Here is a 20,558-nt window from a genome sequence, read left to right on the forward strand (position 1 = left end):
AGCTAGGACGGGAAAGCAGGGATATCACAGCCCAGCCGCCGCGTAACATACAGGTCGATCAGGTAACGGGCAATGGACCGCCCGGCCGGCAGCGGCGGCAGGTCGTGCACGCTGAACCACTTGGCGTCCTCGATCTCGTCCGGCTGCATGACAATCTCGCCACCGGCGTACTCGGCATGGAAACCGAGCATCATCGAATGCGGGAACGGCCAGCACTGGCTGCCGACGTACTGGATGTTCTGCACCTCCACCGCCACTTCTTCGCGCACTTCGCGCACCAGGCAGTCTTCGGCCGATTCACCCGGTTCGGCAAAACCTGCCAAGGTGCTGTACACCCCGGTGACGAAGCGCGGCGAACGCGCCAGCAGGATTTCATCGCCGCGGGTCACCAGCACGATCATGCTGGGTGAAATGCGCGGATAGCTGCGCAGGTCGCAGGGTTGGCAATACATCGCCCGCTCCCAGCGAATTTGCGTCATCGGCTGACCGCAACTGCCGCAGAAGCGATGCTCGCGGGCCCAGGTGCCGATTTGTGCGGCATAGCCCAGCACCTTGTAAGTGTCGAAGTCGCCTTCGAGCATGAACGCACGCAGGCCGCGCCAGCTGCAGCCAGGCACATCAGTGGCGCAGCGCAGTTCCAGCAGGAACACCGGCTGGCCGTCAAAGTGGCCGATGCCGTGCTCGCACAGCACGTCGAGGTCCTGGCGCTTGAGCCAGTCGCGGGGGAACAGCGCGCCGTTGGCGTCCACCAAAAACCCTTCAGGGCTGCGGGCCACCGCAAGCCCCCCGGTTATCTGTGGGTCGAGTACTGCAGTAGTCCAGCGTGCTGACATGTCGGGGGTTCCTTTACTACGCGTCCCCCGGCCCGATCAGTCGGCGAACGTCGGTTTCTGTTTGCTCATGTGCGCCGCCACCGCCACGCGCAAGTCTTCGGACTGCAGCATTGCGGCGTTCCAGGTGGCAATGTAGTCCAGGCCATCGTCGATGCGATGGTCACGCATGTAGCTGAGCATTTCCTTGGTGCCGGCCACAGCGATCGGCGATTTTGCGGCAATCTCGCGGGCGATGGCAAAGACGCCGTCCATCAGTGAGGCCTGATCATCATAGACTCGGTTGACCAGGCCGATGCGCAGCGCCTCGTCGGCCTCGACATTGCGCCCGGTAAACGCCAGCTCCCGCATGATGCCGTCGCCAATGATGCGTGGCAAACGTTGCAATGTGCCGACATCGGCAGCCATACCCATGTCGATTTCCTTGATCGAGAACTGCGCGTCACTGCTGCAGTAGCGCATGTCGCACGCCGAGATGAGGTCGATGGCGCCGCCGATACAGTAGCCTTGCACGGCCGCCAGTACGGGTTTGCGGCACGTGTCCACAGCGGTGAACGAGGCCTGCAGCCGCTGGATGGTCTTGCGCAGGAAGCGTGCATTGCGGCCCACGTCCTTGCCCATCTGCCCAGCCAACGAGGCCAGCATCATCAGGTCGATACCGGCGGAAAAGTGCTTGCCAGCGCCGCTGATCACCACCGCGCGCACGGCATCGGTGTCATCGATCCACTGGAAGATGTCGACGATTTCCTCCCAGAAGGCCGCATTCATCGCGTTGACCTTCTCTGGGCGATTGATCTGAACATGGGCGACGCTGTCGGTCAGTTCGACCTTGAATGCACTGTACTCGGTCACGGGCGGCACTCCTGAGGGTGAAAGGTTCATGACACCGATGGTAACCCAGCCCAATGGCCGTACATGTGCCAAAAACGGGACTGTGCGCCTTGCCTAAGACGCGTATATCCGGCACCGTGCGCCATCGTTGAATTATAAGGATACATATTTATGTCACGCCCCCTGACCGGCGCCCTCGCCCACGGTTTTCTGGGCAAATCGCCGTTTTGGTACAAGGTGGTCATCTGCCTGTTTTTGGTGCTCAACCCGCTGTTGTTGGTAACCATTGGCCCGGTTGCGACCGGCTGGGCACTGGTGCTCGAATTCATCTTCACCCTGGCCATGGCCCTGAAATGCTACCCGTTGATGCCCGGTGGCTTGTTGCTGATCGAAGCCCTGCTGTTGCAGATGACCACGCCCCAGGCGCTGTACGAGGAACTGCAGCACAACTTCCCGGTAATCCTGTTGCTGATGTTCATGGTCGCCGGCATCCACTTCATGAAGGAACTGTTGCTGTTCCTGTTCTCACGCATTCTGCTCGGGGTGCGTTCAAAGGCCATTCTGGCGCTGCTGTTTTGCGTACTGTCGGCGTTTCTATCCGCGTTTCTCGATGCACTGACCGTCACGGCGGTGATCATCAGCGCTGCGGTCGGCTTTTACGCGGTGTACCACCGCGTCGCGTCCGGGGCCAATCCGCGCGAGGAGAGCGCACTGGAGAGCGACCAGCAAGTCGCTCACCTGCACCGGGAAGACCTCGACCAGTTCCGCGCCTTCCTGCGTAGCCTGCTGATGCATGGCGCTGTGGGTACCGCCTTGGGCGGCGTTTGCACGTTGGTGGGCGAGCCGCAGAACCTGCTGATCGGCCACGAGATGGGGTGGCACTTCGTCGACTTCTTCTTGAAAGTGGCGCCCGTTTCGCTGCCAGTGCTGGGTGCTGGCCTGGTGACCTGCGTGCTGCTGGAAAAAGTGCGTCTGTTCGGCTACGGCACGCTGATGCCCGAACCGGTGCGCAGGGTGCTGACCGCCTATGCGGCCGAAGACGATGCGGCGCGCACCCAGGCCCAGCGCATCGCGCTGTGGGTACAAGGGCTCGCTGCGCTGATCCTGATCATCTGCCTGGGGCTGCATGTGGCCGAGGTCGGCCTGATCGGCCTGATGGTGATCGTACTGATCACGGCCTTCACCGGCATCACTGACGAGCACCGCCTGGGCCGTGCCTTCCAGGACGCCATGCCATTCACTTCGCTGTTGGTGGTGTTCTTCGCCGTGGTCGCGGTGATTCATCAGCAGCAGCTTTTCAGCCCATTGATCAACTGGGTGCTGACGCTGCCGGCCGAAAAGCAACCGGGCATGCTGTATCTGGCCAACGGCTTGCTGTCGGCGATCAGCGACAATGTGTTCGTTGCCACCATCTACATCACCGAAGTGAAGCAGGCATTTCTCGATGGCAGCATGAGCCGCGAGCATTTCGAAACCCTGGCAGTGGCGATCAACACCGGCACCAACCTGCCAAGCGTGGCGACGCCGAACGGGCAGGCGGCGTTCCTGTTCTTGCTGACCTCGGCCATTGCGCCGCTGATCCGGCTGTCGTATGGGCGGATGGTGTGGATGGCGCTGCCCTATACCGTGGTGATGGGCGGGTTGGGATGGTGGGCGGTGACGTACTGGCTGTGAGGCAGGCCTGTGCGGACCTGTGCGGGGCCTTTCGCGGGTAAACCCGCTCCTGCACGGGTTTCGCCGCAGGCAAGATCGTCTACAACTTTTTCCCCGCACAGGCGTCGAAACACAGGTACGCCCCATCCGCTCCAAGGAGGTCACCCATGGCGCTGCGCACTACACTGCTGCTTTCCTGCATGACCCTGGCCCTGCTCGGCTGCGCCGGCAACGATCACCCGGCACCGCCGCGTACCCAACAGGTGGACCTGCAACGCTATCAGGGTACCTGGTATGAACTGGCGCGACTGCCGATGTTCTTCCAGCGTAACTGCGTGAAGTCCGAGGCGCGCTACGGCTTGCGCGAGGACGGCCGTATCGATGTAACCAACCGCTGCCAGGAAAAGGACGGCCAGTGGAATGAAGCCAAGGGCATCGCCGAGGCTCAGCAACCGGGCAGCACCGACAAGCTGTGGGTGCGCTTCGACAACTGGTTCAGCCGCCTGGCACCGGGCCTGACCAAGGGCGAGTACTGGGTGCTGTACCACGACAAGGACTACCGCGTGGCACTGGTCGGCCACCCCAACCGCGAGTACCTGTGGCTGCTTTCGCGCACGCCAGCGGTCACCGACCAGCAGCGCGAGCAACTGCTGACAATCGCCCGAGAGCAAGGTTATGACACCAGCAAGCTCATCTGGCGACAGGATAACTAGCGGGCCGTCGACGGCGGGTGGCAATCCGGCTAAGGTGTGCGCCCCGTATCACCTTGGCCGCTTCTGGCCTGAAACAGGAGCCTGAGCATGGACCTGCTGTTCCTCGGCACCTCCGCCGGGGTGCCCACCAAGGCACGCAATGTCAGCGCCACGGCCGTGATCGAGGCCAGTGGCAGCCACTGGTATCTGGTCGATTGCGGCGAAGGCACCCAGCACCGCCTGCTGCACACCCCGCTTTCGATCCGCGACCTGCGCGCGATCTTCATCACCCACGTGCATGGTGACCATTGCTTCGGCCTGCCCGGCCTGCTGGCCAGCGCGGGCATGAGCGGGCGCACCCAGCCGCTGGAAGTGATCCTGCCCGCCGTACTGCACGACTGGGTACGCCAGGGCCTGGTTGCCAGCGACACCTTCCTGCCGTTCGAGCTGCGCCTGTTGCCCGTTGAAGAGCTGGTCGCATGGCGCATGCGAGACCCTGCAGGTGACCACCGTGCAACTGTCGCACCGGGTGCCCAGCGTGGGTTTCGTATTCACCGAAATCAACCCTGAGCCACGCCTGGACATCCAGCGCCTGGACGCCGAGGGCATACCGCGTGGTCCGCTGTGGGGCGAGCTGGCCAAGGGGTTGACCGTGACGTTCAATGGGCAACTGCTGAACGGCAACGACTACCTGCGCCCTTCGCGTCCGCCCCAGCGGGTGATCGTGTGCGGGGACAACGACAAACCAGAGCTGCTGGCAGCCGTCGCCAGGGGGGCGGATGTACTGGTGCACGAAGCCACCTTCACCCAGGCGGTGGTCGAACGCACCGGGGGCACGTTCGGCCACAGCACCGCCGCTGAGGTGGCACGCTTTGCCGAGGCCGCGGGCGTGCGCAACCTGGTACTGACCCATTTCAGCGCCCGCTACCAGAACGACCCGCGGCGCAGCCCGCACATCGACAATGTGCGCGACGAGGCCCTCGCCCACTACAGCGGGCAGTTGACCTTGGCGCAGGACCTGCAGCGCTATCACCTTGGCCGCAACGGCCGTCTTGAGGCCAGTGCCTAGGCCGCCAGGCGCCCGCTGGCAATTGCCTCCGACGCCGCCAGCATCGCCCGCAACAACACCGCGCAGCCCGCCGCCAGGTCATCGGGCGTGGCGTTCTCGATCTCGTTATGGCTGATGCCGTTTTCGCACGGCACGAAAATCATCCCCGCCGGCCCCAGCTCGGCCAGGAAGATCGCGTCATGCCCCGCGCCACTGACGATGTCCATGTGCGGCAGGCCCAACGCCTTGGCCGACTCGCGCACGGCGTCGACACAGCCTTTGTCGAAGTAAAGCGCCGGGAAGTCGGCCGTGGGCACCAACTCATGGCTCAGGCCATGCTTGGTACAGGTCGCCTCGATCACCCCGCGCACATCGGCAATCATCGCATTCAACTGCTCGCCCTCCAGGTGGCGGAAGTCGAGGGTCATACGCACTTCGCCCGGGATCACGTTACGCGAGCCCGGGTACGCCTGAAGGCAACCCACCGTGCCACAGGCGTGGGGCTGGTGGGCAAGCGCCGTGCGGTTGACCGCCTCTACCACAGCGGCTGCACCCACCAGGGCGTCCTTGCGCAGGTGCATCGGCGTAGGGCCGGCATGGGCTTCAACACCGCGCAGGGTCAGGTCGAACCACTTCTGCCCCAAGGCGCCGAGGACCACGCCGATGGTCTTGGCCTGGTCCTCAAGGATAGGACCCTGCTCGATATGCGCTTCGAAATACGCCCCCACCGGGTGCCCCGACACGGCACGCGGACCGGCGTAGCCAATGGTGTTCAATGCTTCGCCAACGCTGACACCCTGGGCATCGCGCTTGGCCAGGGTGTCTTCCAGGGTGAACTTGCCGGCGAATACCCCAGACCCCATCATGCACGGCGCAAAACGCGAACCTTCTTCGTTGGTCCACACCACCACTTCGAGCGGCGCTTCGGTTTCCACGCCCAGGTCGTTGAGGGTGCGGATCACCTCCAGCCCGGCCATCACCCCGAAGCAGCCATCGAACTTGCCGCCGGTGGGCTGGGTGTCGATATGGCTGCCGGTCATCACCGGCGGCAGCTTGGGGTTACGGCCCGGACGGCGGGCGAATATGTTGCCGACGGCGTCGATGCTGACCGAGCAACCAGCCGCCTCGCACCACTGCACGAACAGATCACGGGCCTGGCGGTCGAGGTCGGTCAAGGCCAGGCGGCAGACACCGCCCTTGGCAGTGGCGCCGAGCCGGGCCAGGTCCATCAGCGACTGCCACAGGCGGGTGCTGTCGACGTGACGGGCGTTGGTATTCAGGATCTCTTTGACGGGGGTCACGGGCTTCTCCTTCAGGCTTCTTATTGTTTGTACGGGCCTCTTCGAGGCCTCAAGGCGAGGGCTTGGCCAGCCGCACCGGGTTGCGTGCCGCCAAACCGCCAAGCACGGCGTACAGTGCACCGCCCAGCAGCGAGCCAGTGAACCAGCCGTAGTCGTAGAACCAGCTGAAACTGCTGTTGCCAATCGCCATTACCGTCAGCCCCACTGGCAAGGCGAAGGCGGCAAAACCGGCCCAGTTCCACGCGGGATACACGTCGTCGCGGTATAGCCCGGCCAGGTCCAGCTTCTGCCGACGGATCAGGAAGTAGTCCACCACCATGATGCCGGCAATGGGCCCCAACAAGCTGGAATAGCCCAGCAGCCAGTTGGAATACACGCTCTCCAGGCTAAGGTCGGAGACAATCAGGCCCAGCTTCTTCAGCAGTTCATGCCCCATCAGCGCCAGGCCGATAAAGCCGGTCAGCCATACCGCGCGGCTTCGGCCGATCAAGCGTGGGGCAATGTTCTGGAAGTCATTGGTGGGCGACACGATGTTCGCCGCGGTATTGGTCGACAGCGTGGCGATCACGATCAGCGCCATGGCCAGGGCCACCCAGAACGGGCTTTGAATCTTGCCGATCAGGCTGACCGGGTCGGACACCGTCTCGCCCACCAGCGACGCCGACGCGGCGGTCAGCACCACACCCAGCGCAGCGAACAGGAACATGGTCAGCGGCAGGCCGAAGATCTGCCCGAGAATCTGATCCTTCTGGCTGCGGGCGTAGCGGCTGAAGTCGGGAATGTTCAGCGACAGTGTGGCCCAGAAACCGACCATGGCCGTAAGCCCGGCGCAGAAGTAACTGACCACGCTTGCCCCTTCCGGGCGCTTGGGCGGCTGGGCCAGCAGTTCGGTCATCGACATGTGCGGCAAGGCCCAGAACAGCAGACCGACGCCCACTGCCACCAGCAGCGGTGCCGACAGCGTTTCCAGCCACTTGATCGACTCGGCGCCGCGCAGCACCACCCACAGGTTCAGGCACCAGAAGATCATGAAGCCAATCACCTCGCCTGTCCCGCCCAGCGCCTTCCAGCCGTCGAACACCGACCCCAGGAACAGGTGAATGGCCAGCCCGCCGAACATGGTCTGAATACCGAACCAACCACAGGCCACCACCGCGCGGATCAGGCACGGTACGTTGGAGCCGAGAATGCCGAACGACGAACGCAGCAACACCGGAAACGGGATGCCGTACTTGGTACCGGGAAAGGCATTGAGGGTAAGCGGTATCAGCACGATTACGTTGGCCAGCAGGATCGCCAGCAGCGCTTCGCCAACACTGAGGCCGAAGTAGGCGGTGAGCACGCCGCCGAGGGTGTAGGTGGGTACGCAGATGGACATCCCCACCCACAGGGCGGTGATGTGCCATTTGTTCCAGGTGCGCTGGTGCACCTTGGTCGGCGCTATGTCGGGGTTGTAGCGCGGGCTGTCGAGGACATCGCTGCCCTCGGACAGCTCGAACAGGCCATCTTGCTCGACCACTTCCGATCTGCTCTGTTGCATAGGCCCTTCTCCAGTTTTTCTTCTATTTTTCGCTCATCAGGCTGATTCGATGACCGGAGTTCGCACGCGGAATTGTGCTTAGAAATCTCGACCAGATTTTCATCTTGTCAAGTTAGTCAAATACCCTGAAAACCCCGTCGCCCATTCGCGCGTTAATTTTTTCCTTTTTGTATCAACAACTTAAAAACCACAAATTTAATGGGAAAATTTTCTTGCTGAATCCAGAATCAGCATCTAGCCTCGAATCTTGTCAGGCCTGACAGGATTGACCGCCCTGCCCGCCCTGGCATCCATGACAATGCAAAGAACCGGCCAAGACCGGTCAGCCTGCGAGGAAAACGGCATGTCCCTGTTGATCCGTGGCGCCACCGTGGTTACCCACGAAGAGAGTTATCCCGCCGATGTCCTGTGTGCCGATGGCCTGATCCGTGCCATCGGGCAAAACCTCGAACCACCCACCGACTGCGAGATCCTCGACGGCAGTGGCCAGTACCTGATGCCCGGCGGCATCGACCCGCACACCCACATGCAGTTGCCGTTCATGGGCACGGTGGCCAGCGAGGACTTCTTCAGCGGCACCGCTGCGGGCCTGGCTGGCGGCACCACCTCGATCATCGACTTCGTCATACCCAACCCGCAGCAGTCGTTGCTGGAGGCCTTCCACACGTGGCGCGGCTGGGCCCAGAAAAGCGCCAGCGACTATGGCTTCCACGTCGCCATCACCTGGTGGAGCGAGCAGGTGGCCGAAGAGATGGGCGAGCTGGTGGCCAAGCACGGGGTGAACAGCTTCAAGCATTTCATGGCCTACAAAAATGCAATCATGGCCGCCGACGATACCCTGGTGGCCAGCTTCGAGCGTTGCCTGCAACTGGGCGCGGTGCCCACCGTGCATGCCGAAAACGGCGAGCTGGTGTACCACCTGCAGAAAAAACTGCTCGCCCAGGGCATGACCGGGCCGGAAGCCCACCCGCTGTCGCGCCCCTCGCAGGTTGAAGGTGAAGCGGCCAGCCGCGCCATCCGCATTGCCGAAACCCTCGGCACGCCGTTGTACCTGGTGCACATTTCCAGCCGCGAGGCACTGGATGAAATCGCCTATGCCCGAGGCAAGGGCCAGCCGGTGTATGGCGAGGTGCTGCCCGGCCACCTGCTGCTGGACGACAGTGTCTACCGTGACCCGGACTGGGCCACCGCCGCCGGTTATGTGATGAGCCCGCCGTTCCGCCCACGCGAACACCAGGAGGCGCTGTGGCGCGGCTTGCAGTCGGGCAACCTGCACACCACCGCCACCGACCACTGCTGCTTCTGCGCCGAGCAGAAAGCCATGGGCCGCGACGACTTCAGCCGCATCCCCAACGGCACCGCCGGCATCGAAGACCGCATGGCAGTACTGTGGGATGCCGGGGTCAACAGCGGGCGTTTGTCGATGCACGAATTCGTTGCGCTGACCTCTACCAACACGGCGAAAATCTTCAACCTGTTCCCGCGCAAGGGCGCTATCCGGGTGGGTGCCGATGCCGACCTGGTGCTGTGGGACCCGCAGGGCACCCGCACCATCTCCGCCAAAACCCACCACCAGCAGGTGGACTTCAACATTTTCGAAGGCCGCACCGTGCGCGGCATCCCAAGCCACACCATCAGCCAGGGCAAGGTGCTCTGGGCCGATGGCGACCTGCGCGCCGAGCCGGGTGCGGGGCGCTATGTGGAACGGCCGGCGTACCCGGCGGTGTATGAGGTGCTGGGGCGCCGGGCCGAGCATCAGCGGCCGATGCCTGTTCAGCGCTGAAGTCATTGGGGCTGCTGTGCAGCCCATCGCGACGCAAGGCCGCTCCCACAAGGACCGCGATCGCCTGTGGGAGCGGCCCCAGAATCGACCGCAATACCTGTCGCCTGCACCAAAAAAAATAGAGAGGCTACAACCGTGACCAACGCCCTGAACCATTTGCCGCGCCCACGGGCCGGCGCCGACCAGTTGGCCGAGCGCTTCAGCGACCTGGCCCCACCCCTCACCGCGCGCCAGGCCGCCCTGGAAAGTGCACGCTGCCTGTACTGCTACGACGCCCCCTGCGTCAACGCTTGCCCCAGCGAAATTGACATCCCCTCGTTCATACACCGCATCAGTGACGAAAACCTGCAAGGCGCCGCCGAGCGCATTCTTTCGGCCAACATTCTGGGCGGTAGTTGCGCCCGCGTGTGCCCCACCGAAATCCTCTGCCAGCAAGCCTGCGTGCGCAACAACGCCCAGGAATGCGCGCCGGTGCTGATCGGCCAGCTGCAGCGTTACGCCCTGGACAACGCCCAGTTCAGCGCACACCCGTTCAAGCGCTCGGCAGCCACCGGCAAGCGTATCGCCGTGGTGGGCGCCGGCCCGGCAGGGCTGTCCTGCGCCCACCGCCTGGCCATGCACGGCCATGACGTGGTGGTGTTCGAGGCCTGCGACAAAGCCGGTGGCCTCAACGAGTACGGCATCGCCCGCTACAAGCTGGTAGACGACTATGCCCAGCGTGAAGTGGATTTCTTGTTGGGCATTGGCGGCATCGAAGTCCGCCATGGCCAGCGCCTGGGTGGCAACCTTAGCCTGGGCGAACTGCGCGATCAGTACGACGCGGTGTTCCTGGGCCTCGGCCTGAATGCCGTGCGCCAGCTAGGGCTGCCCGACGAGGAAGCCCCCGGTGTGGTCGCCGCCACCGAATACATCCGCGAGCTACGCCAGGCCGATGACCTGAGCCAGCTACCGTTGGCCGACCGCTGCCTGGTGATCGGTGCTGGCAACACGGCCATCGACATGGCCGTGCAGATGAGCCGTCTGGGTGCCCGCGACGTCAACCTGGTTTATCGCCGTGGCCACGCCGACATGGGCGCGACCGGCCACGAGCAGGACATTGCCAAGGCCAACCAGGTACGCCTGCACACCTGGGCCCGCCCTGATGCCGTGCTGCTGGATGACGCCGGCAAGGTCCGCGGCATGCGCTTTGCCCGCACCGAGCTGGCGGAAGGCCGCCTGCGCGATACCGGCGAAACCTTCGAGCTGGCTGCGGACGCCATTTTCAAGGCCATTGGCCAACGCTTTGACGATGCCAGCCTCGGCGACCCGGTGGCTGCGCAACTGGCCCGCGAGGGTGAGCGCATCCGCGTGGACGAAAACCTGCAGACCAGCCTGCCGGGCGTGTACGCAGGCGGCGACTGCACCGCGCTGGGGCAGGACCTTACCGTGCAGGCCGTGCAACACGGCAAGCTGGCCGCCGAAGCCATCCATGCCCAACTCATGCTCAACGTGGAGGCAGCGTAAATGGCCGACTTGTCTATCGTATTTGCCGGCATCAAGGCACCCAACCCCTTCTGGCTGGCCTCCGCACCGCCAACCGACAAGGCCTACAACGTGGTCCGCGCCTTCGAGGCCGGCTGGGGCGGCGTGGTCTGGAAGACCCTGGGCGAAGACCCTGCGGCGGTCAACGTGTCGTCGCGCTACTCGGCGCACTATGGCCCCAACCGTCAGGTACAGGGGATCAACAATATCGAGTTGATCACCGACCGCTCCCTGGAAATCAACCTGCGCGAGATCACCCAGGTGAAGAAGGACTGGCCCGACCGCGCATTGATCGTGTCGCTGATGGTGCCGTGCATAGAGGAATCGTGGAAGTTCATCCTGCCGCTGGTGGAAGCCACGGGGGCCGATGGCATCGAGCTGAACTTCGGTTGCCCACACGGTATGCCGGAGCGCGGCATGGGGGCAGCCGTCGGCCAGGTGCCGGAATATGTGGAAATGGTCACCCGCTGGTGCAAGACGTACTGCTCGCTGCCGGTGATCGTGAAGCTTACGCCGAACATCACCGATATCCGCCAGTCGGCCCGCGCCGCGCACCGAGGCGGGGCCGATGCCGTGTCGTTGATCAATACCATCAACTCCATCACCAGCGTCGACCTGGACCGCATGGTGGCCCACCCGATTGTCGGGGACCAGAGTACCCATGGCGGTTACTGCGGTTCGGCAGTGAAGCCGATTGCCTTGAACATGGTGGCGGAAATCGCCCGCGACCCGGAAACGCGGGGCTTGCCGATTTGTGGCATTGGCGGCATCGGCAACTGGCGTGACGCCGCCGAGTTCATGGCCCTGGGCAGTGGCGCCGTGCAGGTGTGCACAGCGGCGATGCTGCATGGCTTCCGTATCGTCGAGGACATGCAGGACGGCCTGGCACGCTGGATGTACCAGCATGGGCATGCCACTATCGAAGCGTTCCGCGGGCAGGCGGTGGGGCATACCACCGACTGGAAATACCTGGACATCAACTATAAATCGGTAGCGCATATTGACCAGGAGGCGTGCATTGGCTGCGGGCGCTGCCACATTGCGTGCGAGGACACCTCGCACCAGGCGATTGCCAGCACGCTGAAGCCTGACGGCACGCATGCCTACAGTGTGATCGAAGAGGAATGCGTAGGCTGCAACCTGTGCCAGATCACCTGCCCGGTGGAAAACTGCATCGAAATGGAGGCACAGGATACCGGCAAGCCGTACCTGAACTGGACGCAGGATCCGCGTAACCCGTACCGCGAGGCCAGTTGAAGCAATGGGGGCTGCCATGCAGCCCTTCGCGGGCTTGCCCGCTCCCACAGGACTGCGCCGTTTCTGAGGACAGCGCAGAACCTGTGGGAGCGGGCAAGCCCGCGAATGCCGCGCAGCGGCCTCCATCGCCGGTTCACGGCGCCAGCCCGATCCCCCGCAAGATCACGCTGGTCACCGTCTGCACCGCATTCTCGAAGGCCATGTCCGACAGCACCTCGCCGCCGTTGAGCAACTGCACCTGGTAACCAAAGTCAGCATAGTGCTGGGTAGACGCCCAGATCATGTACAACAGCGCCGACGGCTCCACCGGCAGGATGCGCCCCTCTTCCACCCAACAGCGGATCTTGGCCTCTTTCATCTTCGCCCAGGGCACCAGGCTTTCGTCGAGGTTAACCCCCAGCACCGGCGCCCCGTGCAGCATCTCTTCGGCCCAGATTTTCGAGCCCAGCGGCCGCGAGCGCGAATGGCCCATCTTCGCCCGAATGTAGCTGGTCAGCACCACACGCGGGTCGTCGAAGTTCTCGAAGCAAAGGGCGTCCTGCTTCCACACATCCAGCAGGTCCTGCAGTACCGCGCGGAACAGCTCGTCCTTGGTGCTGAAGTAATAATGCAGGTTGGAGCGTGGCAGCTCAGCCTGCTCGGCGATATCCCCCATGGAGGTGGCGCCGTAGCCCTTCTCGGCAAACACCTTTTCCGCCGCTTGCAGAATTTTTTCGATATTGCGTCGGCGGATTTCGATCTTGTGATTGGCCATCAGGCTTGCGCCGTCCACACCGCCAGCTCATAACCGTCCGGGTCGATGAAATGAAAGCGCCGCCCGCCGGGAAAGGCAAAGGACGCCCGGCTGATTTTCGCCCCGGCAGCTTCGATCCGGCGCTGCGTGGCCTCCAGGTCGTCGGCGTACAGGATGACCAGCGGGCCGCCCGGGCGCACCGGCTCACCCGTGGTGAAGCCGCCCGTCAACCGGCCATCGCTGAACTCGGTGTAGGTCGGCCCGTAGTCGGTGAAAGCCCAGCCGAATACACTGCCATAGAAGGCCTTGCTCCGTGAGATGTCGCTGACATTGAACTCGATGTTGTCGATCTGCCGGTCAGTACCGCGAATGCCCATGTATGCTCCGTGCCGAAAGGGTTTGGCCTAGTCTACTCCGGTCAAGGCAGTCGCCCTACTCATTCGCTACCCACAACGCGCCCGGTCGCGTGCCGGGCACTGTGCGCGGTGCAGATTCAGCGCGGTGTTGATGATGCCTATCTGGCTGAAGGCCTGGGGGAAGTTGCCGAGCATGCGCTGGCCGGCCGGGTCGTACTGTTCGGCCAGCAGGCCGAGGTCGTTGCACAGGCCGGTCAGGTGTTGGTACAGCGCTTCGGCTTTGGCCTGGCGCCCCAGCAATACATAAACGTCAGCCAGCCAGAACGAACACACCAGGAAGGTGCCCTCTCCCGGCGTCAGGCCGTCGCTGCAGCTGTCACTGTCATAGCGCAGCAGCAGGCCGTTCTTCATCAGACGCTGTTCGATCTGTTCCAGGGTGCGCATGAAGCGTGGGTCATTCGCCGGCAGGAAGCCGGTCAGGGCGATCTGCAACAGGCTGGCGTCCATTTCGGTCGAACCATAGGCCTGGACGAAAAACCGGCCGCTGGGGTCCAGTCCGTGCTCGCACACGTCGTGGTGAATTTCGTCAGCCACCTGGCGATAATGCTGCCCGCGCTCACGGCCTTCTTCCGTGGTGTCGGCCAGCCCTGCGGCGCGGTCGAAGGCGACCCAGGCCATCACCTTGGAGTGCACGAACTGCTGCCGGCCGCCACGCACTTCCCAGATGCCTTCGTCCGGCTCGCGCCAGATACGTTCGACATAAGGCAATATCAAGCGCGAAATGGCGGCGCTGCGCGGGTGACGGGGCAATCCGCCCTTGATCGCCTGGGTCATCGCATCGGCCAGTTCGCCATAGATGTCCAGTTGCGTCTGCGCCGAGGCGGCGTTGCCCACCCGCACCGGCTGCGAATGCTCATAACCGGCCAACCACGGCAAGGTGTACTCCTGCAGGTCACGCTCGCCAGCCAGGCCATACATGATCTGCATCTGCTCGGGGTTGCCGGCCACCGAGCGCAGCAGCCACTCGCGCCAGGCCTGTGCCTCGTCGAAATAGCCAAGGTTCATGAAGGCCAGCAGGGTCATGGTCGCGTCGCGCAGCCAACAGAAGCGGTAGTCCCAGTTGCGCTCGCCGCCCACACGCTCGGGCAGCGACGTGGTGACGGCAGCGACAATACCGCCGGTGGGAGCGTAGGTCATGGCCTTGAGGGTGAGCAGCGAGCGGCGCACCAGGGCGGTATACGGTCCTACCTGCGGGCAGCGGTCGGCGAAGGCCTGCCATTGCTCGCAAGTGTTTGCCAGGGCTTGGTCGATGTTGCAGTCAGGCTGCACCGGCAAGTGCGAGGGCTGGTGACGCAGGCTGAAGACCTGGCGCTGGCCCGTGCTGACGCGAAAGCGGCAGCCGGTATGGTGGTCGCGGGCTTGCGGGGGCACGGTGCTGCACAGGATCAATCGGTCAGGGCCGGCGACGGCGCTGAGGGTCAGTGGGTCCAGTCGTTCCACCCAGGGCACGCTGCGGCCGTAGTCGAAGCGCATGACCAGGTCCATTTCGAAATGGGTTTCGCCAGACAAGCCTTCGACGATGCGCACCACCGAATTGACTTCGCCCAGGGGCATGAAGTCGAGCACCCTGGCACGACCGCTGGCAGTGACCCAGGTGGTTTCCAGCACCAGGGTGTCGCCCAGGTATTGGCGGCTACTGTGCGTTACCGGGTCGCAAGGGGCCAGGCGCCAGCGGCCATTTTCTTCGTTGCCCAGCAGGGCCGCGAACACGGCGGGGGCGTCGAAGCGTGGCAGGCACAGCCAGTCCAGCGCACCATCGCGGCTGACCAGCGCCGCACTGCGGCAGTTGCCCAGCAGGGCGTAGTCTTCGATTTGGGCAGGCATCGAGTCTCCTTTGTGTGGTTGCCTGTGCTTGCCCGCGAAAGGGCCAGCACAGGCTTGCAAACCTCTCACCCCAACCGGTGCCACTCCCGCTTGTCGCGGGTCAGCAATTCATTGCCGGCCTCAGGCCCGTCTTCGCCAGCCGAGTACTCATGCACTTCGCCACCCTGGGCCCAGGCATCGAGAAACGGTTGCACCGCTCGCCAGCCGTTTTCGATGTTGTCAGCCCGCTGGAACAGGGTCTGGTCACCGGTCAGGCAGTCATAGATCAGCGTCTCGTAGCCAGTGGCCGGGGTCATCTTGAAGAAGTCCTTGTAGGCAAAACCCAACTCGACATTCTCCATCACCAGCTCTGGCCCGGGCCGTTTGGCTTGCAGGTCGAACCACATGCCCTCATTGGGCTGGATCTGGATTTTCAGGTAGTTGGGTTTGGGCCGTTCCAGCTCCGACTCGCGAAACTGCGCATACGGTGCGGGCTTGAAGCAGATGGCAATCTCGGTGTCACGCACGCTCATCCGCTTGCCAGTGCGCAGGTAGAACGGCACGCCGGCCCAGCGCCAGTTGTCGATCATCACTTTCAGCGCCACGTAGGTCTCGGTCTGGCTGTCCGGCGCGACGTTGGCCTCCTGACGGTAGCCTGGCAACGGCTTGCGCCCCTGCTTGCCGGCGCTGTACTGGCCTCGTACGGAATTCTTCAGGGCCATTTTTGCCGACCATGGGCGGATAGCGCCGACCACCTTGGCCTTTTCACCGCGCACCGCATCGGCGCCGAACGCGGCCGGCGGCTCCATGGCCACCATCGCCAGCAACTGGAACAGGTGGTTGGGCACCATGTCGCGCAGGGCGCCGGTGCTGTCATAGAAGGCACCACGGGTCTCGACACCGACAGTTTCCGCTGCGGTGATCTGCACGTGGTCGATATAGTGGTTGTTCCAGAACGATTCGAACAAGCCGTTGGAAAAGCGGCTGACCAGAATATTCTGCACCGTCTCTTTGCCCAGGTAATGGTCAATGCGGTAGATCTGCCGCTCGCCCATCACCTTCAGCAGGCAGGCGTTGAGCGCCTCGGCGCTGGCCAGATCGGTGCCGAACGGTTTTTCAACCACCACCCGGCGAAAGCCGCCGGCAGACTCGTCCAACAGGCCGGCCTGCCCCAGGCGCTGCGCCACCTCGGGGAAGAAGCGTGGTGACGTGGCCAGATAGAAGATGGCATTGCCGTGGCTGGTCTTGTCGATGCGCCTGGCCAGGGCCTGGTAGGTGGCCGGATCGAGAAAGTCGCCCGTCTGGTAATCCAGGCGCTTGGCCAGGCGGGCCCATAGCTTCTCGTCCAGGCACTTGGCGCTGCCCTCGCTTCCTTTGTCACGCTCGACCATGAACGCGTGCAGGCGCGCGACGAATTCTTCGGCGCTGGCCGGGTTATGGTCAACGCCGACGATGCGCAGGTTACGGTCCAGCAAACCGTCGCGGCTGAGGTTGTAAAGCGCGGGCATCAGCAGGCGCTTGACCAGGTCGCCATTGGCGCCGAACAGGAACAGGGTACAAGGGGGGGCGGCCGCAAGGGTCTGTTTAGTCATTCGCCTTTCTTCTCGACGTGGCCACCGAAGCCCAGGCGCATTGCCGAGAGGATCTTGTCACCGTAGGTGCCCTGTTGCTGGCGCGAACGGAAGCGCGCGAACAGTGCGCTGGACAACACCGGCACCGGCACCGCCTGCTCGACGGCGGCGTCGATGGTCCAGCGGCCTTCGCCACTGTCGGACACCGAGCCACTGAATTGCGACAGCTGAGGGTCGGCCACCAGCGCATCGGCGGTGAGGTCGAGCAGCCACGAGGTCACCACGCTGCCGCGTCGCCACACTTCGGCAATTTCGGCCACGTTCAGGTCGAAGCGCTGGTCTTCGGGCAGCTCGTTGCCGCCTTTGCTGCGCAGCAGGTCGAAGCCTTCGGCATAGGCCTGCATCAGGCCGTACTCGATGCCGTTATGCACCATTTTCACGTAGTGCCCGGCGCCCGGTGGGCCGGCATGGATGTAGCCGTGCTCGGCACGCTGATGCTCGCCGTTGCGGCCATGGGTACGCGGGATGTCGCCCACGCCCGGCGCCAGCGCCTTGAACAGCGGTTCAAGGCGCTCGAACACGTCCTTTTCGCCGCCGATCATCATGCAGTAGCCGCGGTCCAGGCCCCACACGCCGCCGGAAGTCCCGACGTCCAGGTAATGCAGGCCGCGCTTGGCCAGTTCGGCGGCGCGGCGCATGTCGTCCTTGTAGAAGGTGTTGCCGCCGTCGATGATCGCATCGCCCGGCTCCAGCATTTCGGCCAGCTGGGCGATGGTCTGCTCGGTGGCGTCCCCAGCCGGCAGCATCACCCATACCGCGCGCGGCGCTTTCAGCTTTTGTACCAGTGCACCGAGGTCATGCGCGCCCTGGGCGCCTTCGCCTTCCAGGCCGGTGATGGCTTCACGGTTGCGGTCGTGCACCACGGTGCGGTGACCGGCGCGCATCAGGCGCCTTGCGATATTCCCGCCCATACGGCCCAGCCCGATGATTCCCAGTTGCATGAGCCAATGCTCCCTTTTCGAAATGGATGACGACAGTCCAGCTTTTCAGATTAGTCCAGCATGCCGCCCGAGGGTTCAGCGACGAACGGCAAGACCACAATAAACAAAAAAGTTCCCAAGCCCGGTGAAAGAATTCAGAATGCGCCCCGCGTGAAGCGTCTACGCTTTGACTTGTCACCAGCCAAAACCGCGAGGTGTGCTCATGGGTACATTGATGCCAGCAACCCCACCCCAGACCCTCTATGTCTCCGTGCGCCGTGATGAGCTGCGTAAACTGAAGGACGAACGTGACCAGCTGCGTCAGCAGGTCGCCCAGTTGAACTTGCTGCTGGCGCAACAGCGCGCTGGCGATAAAGCTGTCAGCCTCTGATCGATTCCCTTGCTGCCTGTGGGAGCTGCATGGCTCCCACCCGATCCTGAATCCAGTCGCCGTCTTTGAACCCTATCGGGCAACCGAAGCGGCTTTGTGCCCAAAAGGGCCTGCACTGAAGCAGAATCCTGCGCCCATACCCGCCTCTTCGCAGCCTAAAGCCATGCTTACGCTTACGCACCCAAAAGGTGCATGGCGCGTAACGAGCCACAATTTGGCGCAGCTCGAAACCCCTCTGCCCCACACTCGCCCACCCCTTTTCACAACCCCTCACAAACGCCAACGTTTGCGTCTATTGCGCACATAACAATAGTGACCAGTGGGTCACCTTTTTAGCACTTTCTCTCCTACACTCGGTTTTCGGCCCGCCATTTGCTCAACGGAAGAGTGACCCCAAAAAAGTCGAACTTTCAGGAAACCCGGCAGGTCATGAACATAAGTAGGCCAGACGCATTGGGCTATTCCCGATCCTCGGCCCACACACCACAACCAGTCCAAGCGCCTTCGGCCGGAATGCTGATCGCGTAGTGCCTGCGCGCACGACCCTGGGGCATGGAACGCACTAAGCAGATTCAAACTAGAGAGAACCAGCACGAAACATCGCCACGGGTGCCAGCACCCGACCAAGCATAGGGACGGAGAGAAGTATGATCAGTGCCGCTGTCGAGCCTCACGTAGACGCTTTCAAACCGGATAACCGCGAGCCGCTCACCCCGGACTTCGCCACGACAGGCAAGGCACCCGGCGCCCAGCGCCAGCACAACCCGAACATGCGCAAGATTCTGTTCGTGACCTCGGAAATCGCCGACCTGGTGAAAACCGGTGGCCTGGGTGACGTGTCCGCGGCCCTGCCCCGTGCCCTGGCGCACCTGCACGATGTGCGGGTCCTCATCCCCGGCTACCGCCAGGTGATGGAAAGCGATAACCCTATACATATCGTGGGTGAACTGGGCGGGCATGCGGCCCTGCCGCCATGCAAGATCGGGCGCATGGACATGGCCGACGGCCTGGTCATCTATGTGTTGATCTGCCCCGAACTGTACCAGCGCGACGGCACACCCTATGGTGCCAACAATGGCCGCGACTGGCCCGACAACCACATCCGCTTCGCCCGCCTGGGCCTCGCTGCCGCAGAAATCGCTGCCGGCGAAGGCAAGATCCACTGGACGCCGGAAGTCGTGCACGCGCATGACTGGCCCGCCGGCCTGGCCCCGGCCTACATGCACTGGCGCGGCCTGAATACGCCCACGCTATTCACCATCCACAACCTGGCGTACCAAGGTGTGTACAGCCGCGGCTGCAGCCCGGAGCTGGCGATACCCGAACATGCCATGCAGCAAGAAGGCATGGAGTTCTACGGCAAGCTGTCGTTCCTCAAGGCCGGCCTGGCCTACTCCAGCCACATCACCACAGTCAGCGCCACCTATGCCCGGGAAATCACCACCCCGGAATTCGGCTGCGGTCTGGACGGTTTCCTCGCCAGCAAGGCCCAGCAAGGCCTGCTCGGTGGCATTCCCAACGGCATCGACGAAAGCTGGGACTCGGCTACCGACAAGCACCTGCAACACAACTTCAGCATCAATGACTGGGAGGGCAAAGCGCGTAACACCCAGGAGGTGCGCGAGCTGTTCGGCCTGGAAGATTCCGAAGGCCCACTATTCGCCGTAGTGTCGCGGCTGGTCTATCAAAAGGGCCTGGACCTGACCCTGGGGGTGGCCGACTACATCGTCGAGCAAGGCGGGCAGATCGCGATCATCGGCCGCGGCGAGCCGGAAGAGGAACAGGCCATGCGCGAGCTGGCACTGCGTCACCCGGGCCGCATCGGTGTGCGTATCGGCTTCAATGAAACCGATGCCCGCCGCATGTTCGCCGGCAGCGATTTCCTGCTGATGCCGTCGCGCTACGAGCCGTGTGGCCTCAGCCAGATGTACGCACAACGCTTCGGCTCGCTGCCGGTGGCACGCAATACCGGTGGCCTGGCCGACACCATCGAGTGCGGGGTGACGGGCTTCCTGTTCAACGAGTCCACCGTCGAGAGCTACCGCGAGGCACTCAGCCGCGCCTTCTACGTTTACGGCAAGAAGGACCTGCTGAACGCCATGCGCTGCCTGTCGATGACCCAACCGTTCAACTGGTGCCAGGCGGTTGAACCCTATGCCCGCCTGTACGAGGACCTGGTCAAGCAGACACAACTGAGCCACTACTGAG

General features: G+C 63.4%; 16 protein-coding genes and 1 pseudogene. 8 read left to right on the forward strand and 9 right to left on the reverse strand.

What is annotated here, in order from left to right:
• Positions 1-2 precede the first annotated feature (2 nt).
• Positions 3-833 carry an NAD(+) diphosphatase gene (gene nudC, locus QYE47_RS06635; protein ID WP_070383621.1) on the reverse strand — a complete coding sequence of 277 codons (831 nt, stop codon included), beginning with the start codon at positions 831-833 and terminating at the stop codon, positions 3-5.
• Between the two features lie 36 nt (positions 834-869).
• The gene (locus QYE47_RS06640; RefSeq protein ID WP_014590363.1) at positions 870-1,682 is read right to left on the reverse strand and encodes a crotonase/enoyl-CoA hydratase family protein; all 813 of its coding nucleotides are present in this window, start codon (positions 1,680-1,682) and stop codon (positions 870-872) included.
• Between the two features lie 150 nt (positions 1,683-1,832).
• Between QYE47_RS06640 and nhaB the strand changes: the two genes are divergently transcribed.
• The 3 genes and pseudogenes from nhaB to QYE47_RS06655 all read left to right on the forward strand — a co-directional run bounded on the left by nhaB (position 1,833) and on the right by QYE47_RS06655 (position 5,075).
• The gene (gene nhaB / locus QYE47_RS06645; RefSeq protein ID WP_014590362.1) at positions 1,833-3,335 is read left to right on the forward strand and encodes a sodium/proton antiporter NhaB; all 1,503 of its coding nucleotides are present in this window, start codon (positions 1,833-1,835) and stop codon (positions 3,333-3,335) included.
• 146 nt (positions 3,336-3,481) lie between these two features.
• Positions 3,482-4,027, forward strand: a complete 546-nt coding sequence (locus tag QYE47_RS06650; protein ID WP_003251256.1) for a lipocalin family protein — start codon at positions 3,482-3,484, stop codon at positions 4,025-4,027.
• A gap of 87 nt (positions 4,028-4,114) precedes the next feature.
• A pseudogene (locus QYE47_RS06655) lies at positions 4,115-5,075 on the forward strand (ribonuclease Z).
• Here the strand turns inward: QYE47_RS06655 and QYE47_RS06660 are convergent.
• Positions 5,072-6,355 (reverse strand): Zn-dependent hydrolase, encoded by a 1,284-nt coding sequence (locus QYE47_RS06660; RefSeq protein WP_019437252.1) that lies wholly within the window; start codon positions 6,353-6,355, stop codon positions 5,072-5,074. The pseudogene QYE47_RS06655 and the gene QYE47_RS06660 sit on opposite strands and share 4 nt — an antisense overlap.
• Before the next feature lie 49 nt (positions 6,356-6,404).
• Positions 6,405-7,895: an NCS1 family nucleobase:cation symporter-1 gene (locus tag QYE47_RS06665; protein WP_014590359.1), complete on the reverse strand. Its 1,491-nt coding sequence runs from the start codon at positions 7,893-7,895 to the stop codon at positions 6,405-6,407.
• A gap of 343 nt (positions 7,896-8,238) precedes the next feature.
• On the opposite strand from QYE47_RS06665, the gene hydA reads away from it, so the two are divergent.
• The 3 genes from hydA (at position 8,239) to preA (ending at position 12,456) form a co-directional block, all read left to right on the forward strand.
• Positions 8,239-9,678 carry a dihydropyrimidinase gene (gene hydA, locus QYE47_RS06670; RefSeq protein ID WP_014590358.1) on the forward strand — a complete coding sequence of 480 codons (1,440 nt, stop codon included), beginning with the start codon at positions 8,239-8,241 and terminating at the stop codon, positions 9,676-9,678.
• A 135-nt stretch (positions 9,679-9,813) separates the two neighbouring features.
• Complete coding sequence (locus QYE47_RS06675; protein WP_010954834.1) at positions 9,814-11,181, forward strand: NAD(P)-dependent oxidoreductase; 1,368 nt, start codon at positions 9,814-9,816, stop codon at positions 11,179-11,181.
• Entirely contained in the window at positions 11,182-12,456 is a 1,275-nt protein-coding gene (gene preA / locus QYE47_RS06680) for an NAD-dependent dihydropyrimidine dehydrogenase subunit PreA (protein ID WP_019437251.1), read from the forward strand. It begins immediately after the preceding gene.
• Positions 12,457-12,589: 133 nt separating this feature from the next.
• Here the strand turns inward: preA and QYE47_RS06685 are convergent, their stop codons facing one another.
• The 5 genes from QYE47_RS06685 to gnd form a co-directional block, all read right to left on the reverse strand.
• Positions 12,590-13,210, reverse strand: a complete 621-nt coding sequence (locus tag QYE47_RS06685; RefSeq protein WP_026031824.1) for a TetR/AcrR family transcriptional regulator — start codon at positions 13,208-13,210, stop codon at positions 12,590-12,592.
• Positions 13,210-13,566: a VOC family protein gene (locus QYE47_RS06690; RefSeq protein WP_014590354.1), complete on the reverse strand. Its 357-nt coding sequence runs from the start codon at positions 13,564-13,566 to the stop codon at positions 13,210-13,212. The genes QYE47_RS06685 and QYE47_RS06690 overlap by 1 nt, the downstream gene beginning before the upstream one ends.
• Before the next feature lie 66 nt (positions 13,567-13,632).
• On the reverse strand, positions 13,633-15,429 hold the full coding sequence (locus tag QYE47_RS06695) for a glycoside hydrolase family 15 protein (RefSeq protein WP_019437013.1): 1,797 nt from the start codon (positions 15,427-15,429) through the stop codon (positions 13,633-13,635).
• Positions 15,430-15,494: 65 nt separating this feature from the next.
• Positions 15,495-17,000, reverse strand: a complete 1,506-nt coding sequence (gene zwf / locus QYE47_RS06700) for a glucose-6-phosphate dehydrogenase (RefSeq protein ID WP_014590352.1) — start codon at positions 16,998-17,000, stop codon at positions 15,495-15,497.
• Positions 16,997-18,004: a phosphogluconate dehydrogenase (NAD(+)-dependent, decarboxylating) gene (gnd, locus tag QYE47_RS06705; RefSeq protein ID WP_290446946.1), complete on the reverse strand. Its 1,008-nt coding sequence runs from the start codon at positions 18,002-18,004 to the stop codon at positions 16,997-16,999. Before gnd ends, zwf begins: the two co-directional genes overlap by 4 nt.
• Positions 18,005-18,182: 178 nt before the next feature.
• Here gnd and QYE47_RS06710 point away from each other — a divergent pair, with 178 nt between their 5' ends.
• Entirely contained in the window at positions 18,183-18,350 is a 168-nt protein-coding gene (locus QYE47_RS06710; RefSeq protein WP_003251280.1) for a DUF6026 family protein, read from the forward strand.
• 647 nt (positions 18,351-18,997) lie between these two features.
• A complete protein-coding gene (glgA, locus tag QYE47_RS06715; RefSeq protein ID WP_014590350.1) occupies positions 18,998-20,557 on the forward strand; it encodes a glycogen synthase GlgA in 1,560 nt (519 codons plus the stop codon).
• Position 20,558: the final 1 nt, after the last annotated feature.

Origin of the sequence: Pseudomonas sp. 2,4-D, assembly GCF_030418155.1 — a bacterium.
GTDB lineage: Bacteria > Pseudomonadota > Gammaproteobacteria > Pseudomonadales > Pseudomonadaceae > Aquipseudomonas > Aquipseudomonas alloputida.

Coding starts and splice junctions, on each gene's coding strand:
- hydA (WP_014590358.1), top strand. CDS start 8,239: ATGTCCCTGTTGATCCGTGGCGCCACCGTGGTTACCCACGAAGAGAGT.
- preA (WP_019437251.1), top strand. CDS start 11,182: ATGGCCGACTTGTCTATCGTATTTGCCGGCATCAAGGCACCCAACCCC.
- nhaB (WP_014590362.1), top strand. CDS start 1,833: ATGTCACGCCCCCTGACCGGCGCCCTCGCCCACGGTTTTCTGGGCAAA.
- nudC (WP_070383621.1), bottom strand. CDS start 833: ATGTCAGCACGCTGGACTACTGCAGTACTCGACCCACAGATAACCGGG.
- glgA (WP_014590350.1), top strand. CDS start 18,998: ATGATCAGTGCCGCTGTCGAGCCTCACGTAGACGCTTTCAAACCGGAT.
- QYE47_RS06690 (WP_014590354.1), bottom strand. CDS start 13,566: ATGGGCATTCGCGGTACTGACCGGCAGATCGACAACATCGAGTTCAAT.
- QYE47_RS06710 (WP_003251280.1), top strand. CDS start 18,183: ATGGGTACATTGATGCCAGCAACCCCACCCCAGACCCTCTATGTCTCC.
- QYE47_RS06665 (WP_014590359.1), bottom strand. CDS start 7,895: ATGCAACAGAGCAGATCGGAAGTGGTCGAGCAAGATGGCCTGTTCGAG.
- zwf (WP_014590352.1), bottom strand. CDS start 17,000: ATGACTAAACAGACCCTTGCGGCCGCCCCCCCTTGTACCCTGTTCCTG.
- QYE47_RS06695 (WP_019437013.1), bottom strand. CDS start 15,429: ATGCCTGCCCAAATCGAAGACTACGCCCTGCTGGGCAACTGCCGCAGT.
- QYE47_RS06650 (WP_003251256.1), top strand. CDS start 3,482: ATGGCGCTGCGCACTACACTGCTGCTTTCCTGCATGACCCTGGCCCTG.
- QYE47_RS06685 (WP_026031824.1), bottom strand. CDS start 13,210: ATGGCCAATCACAAGATCGAAATCCGCCGACGCAATATCGAAAAAATT.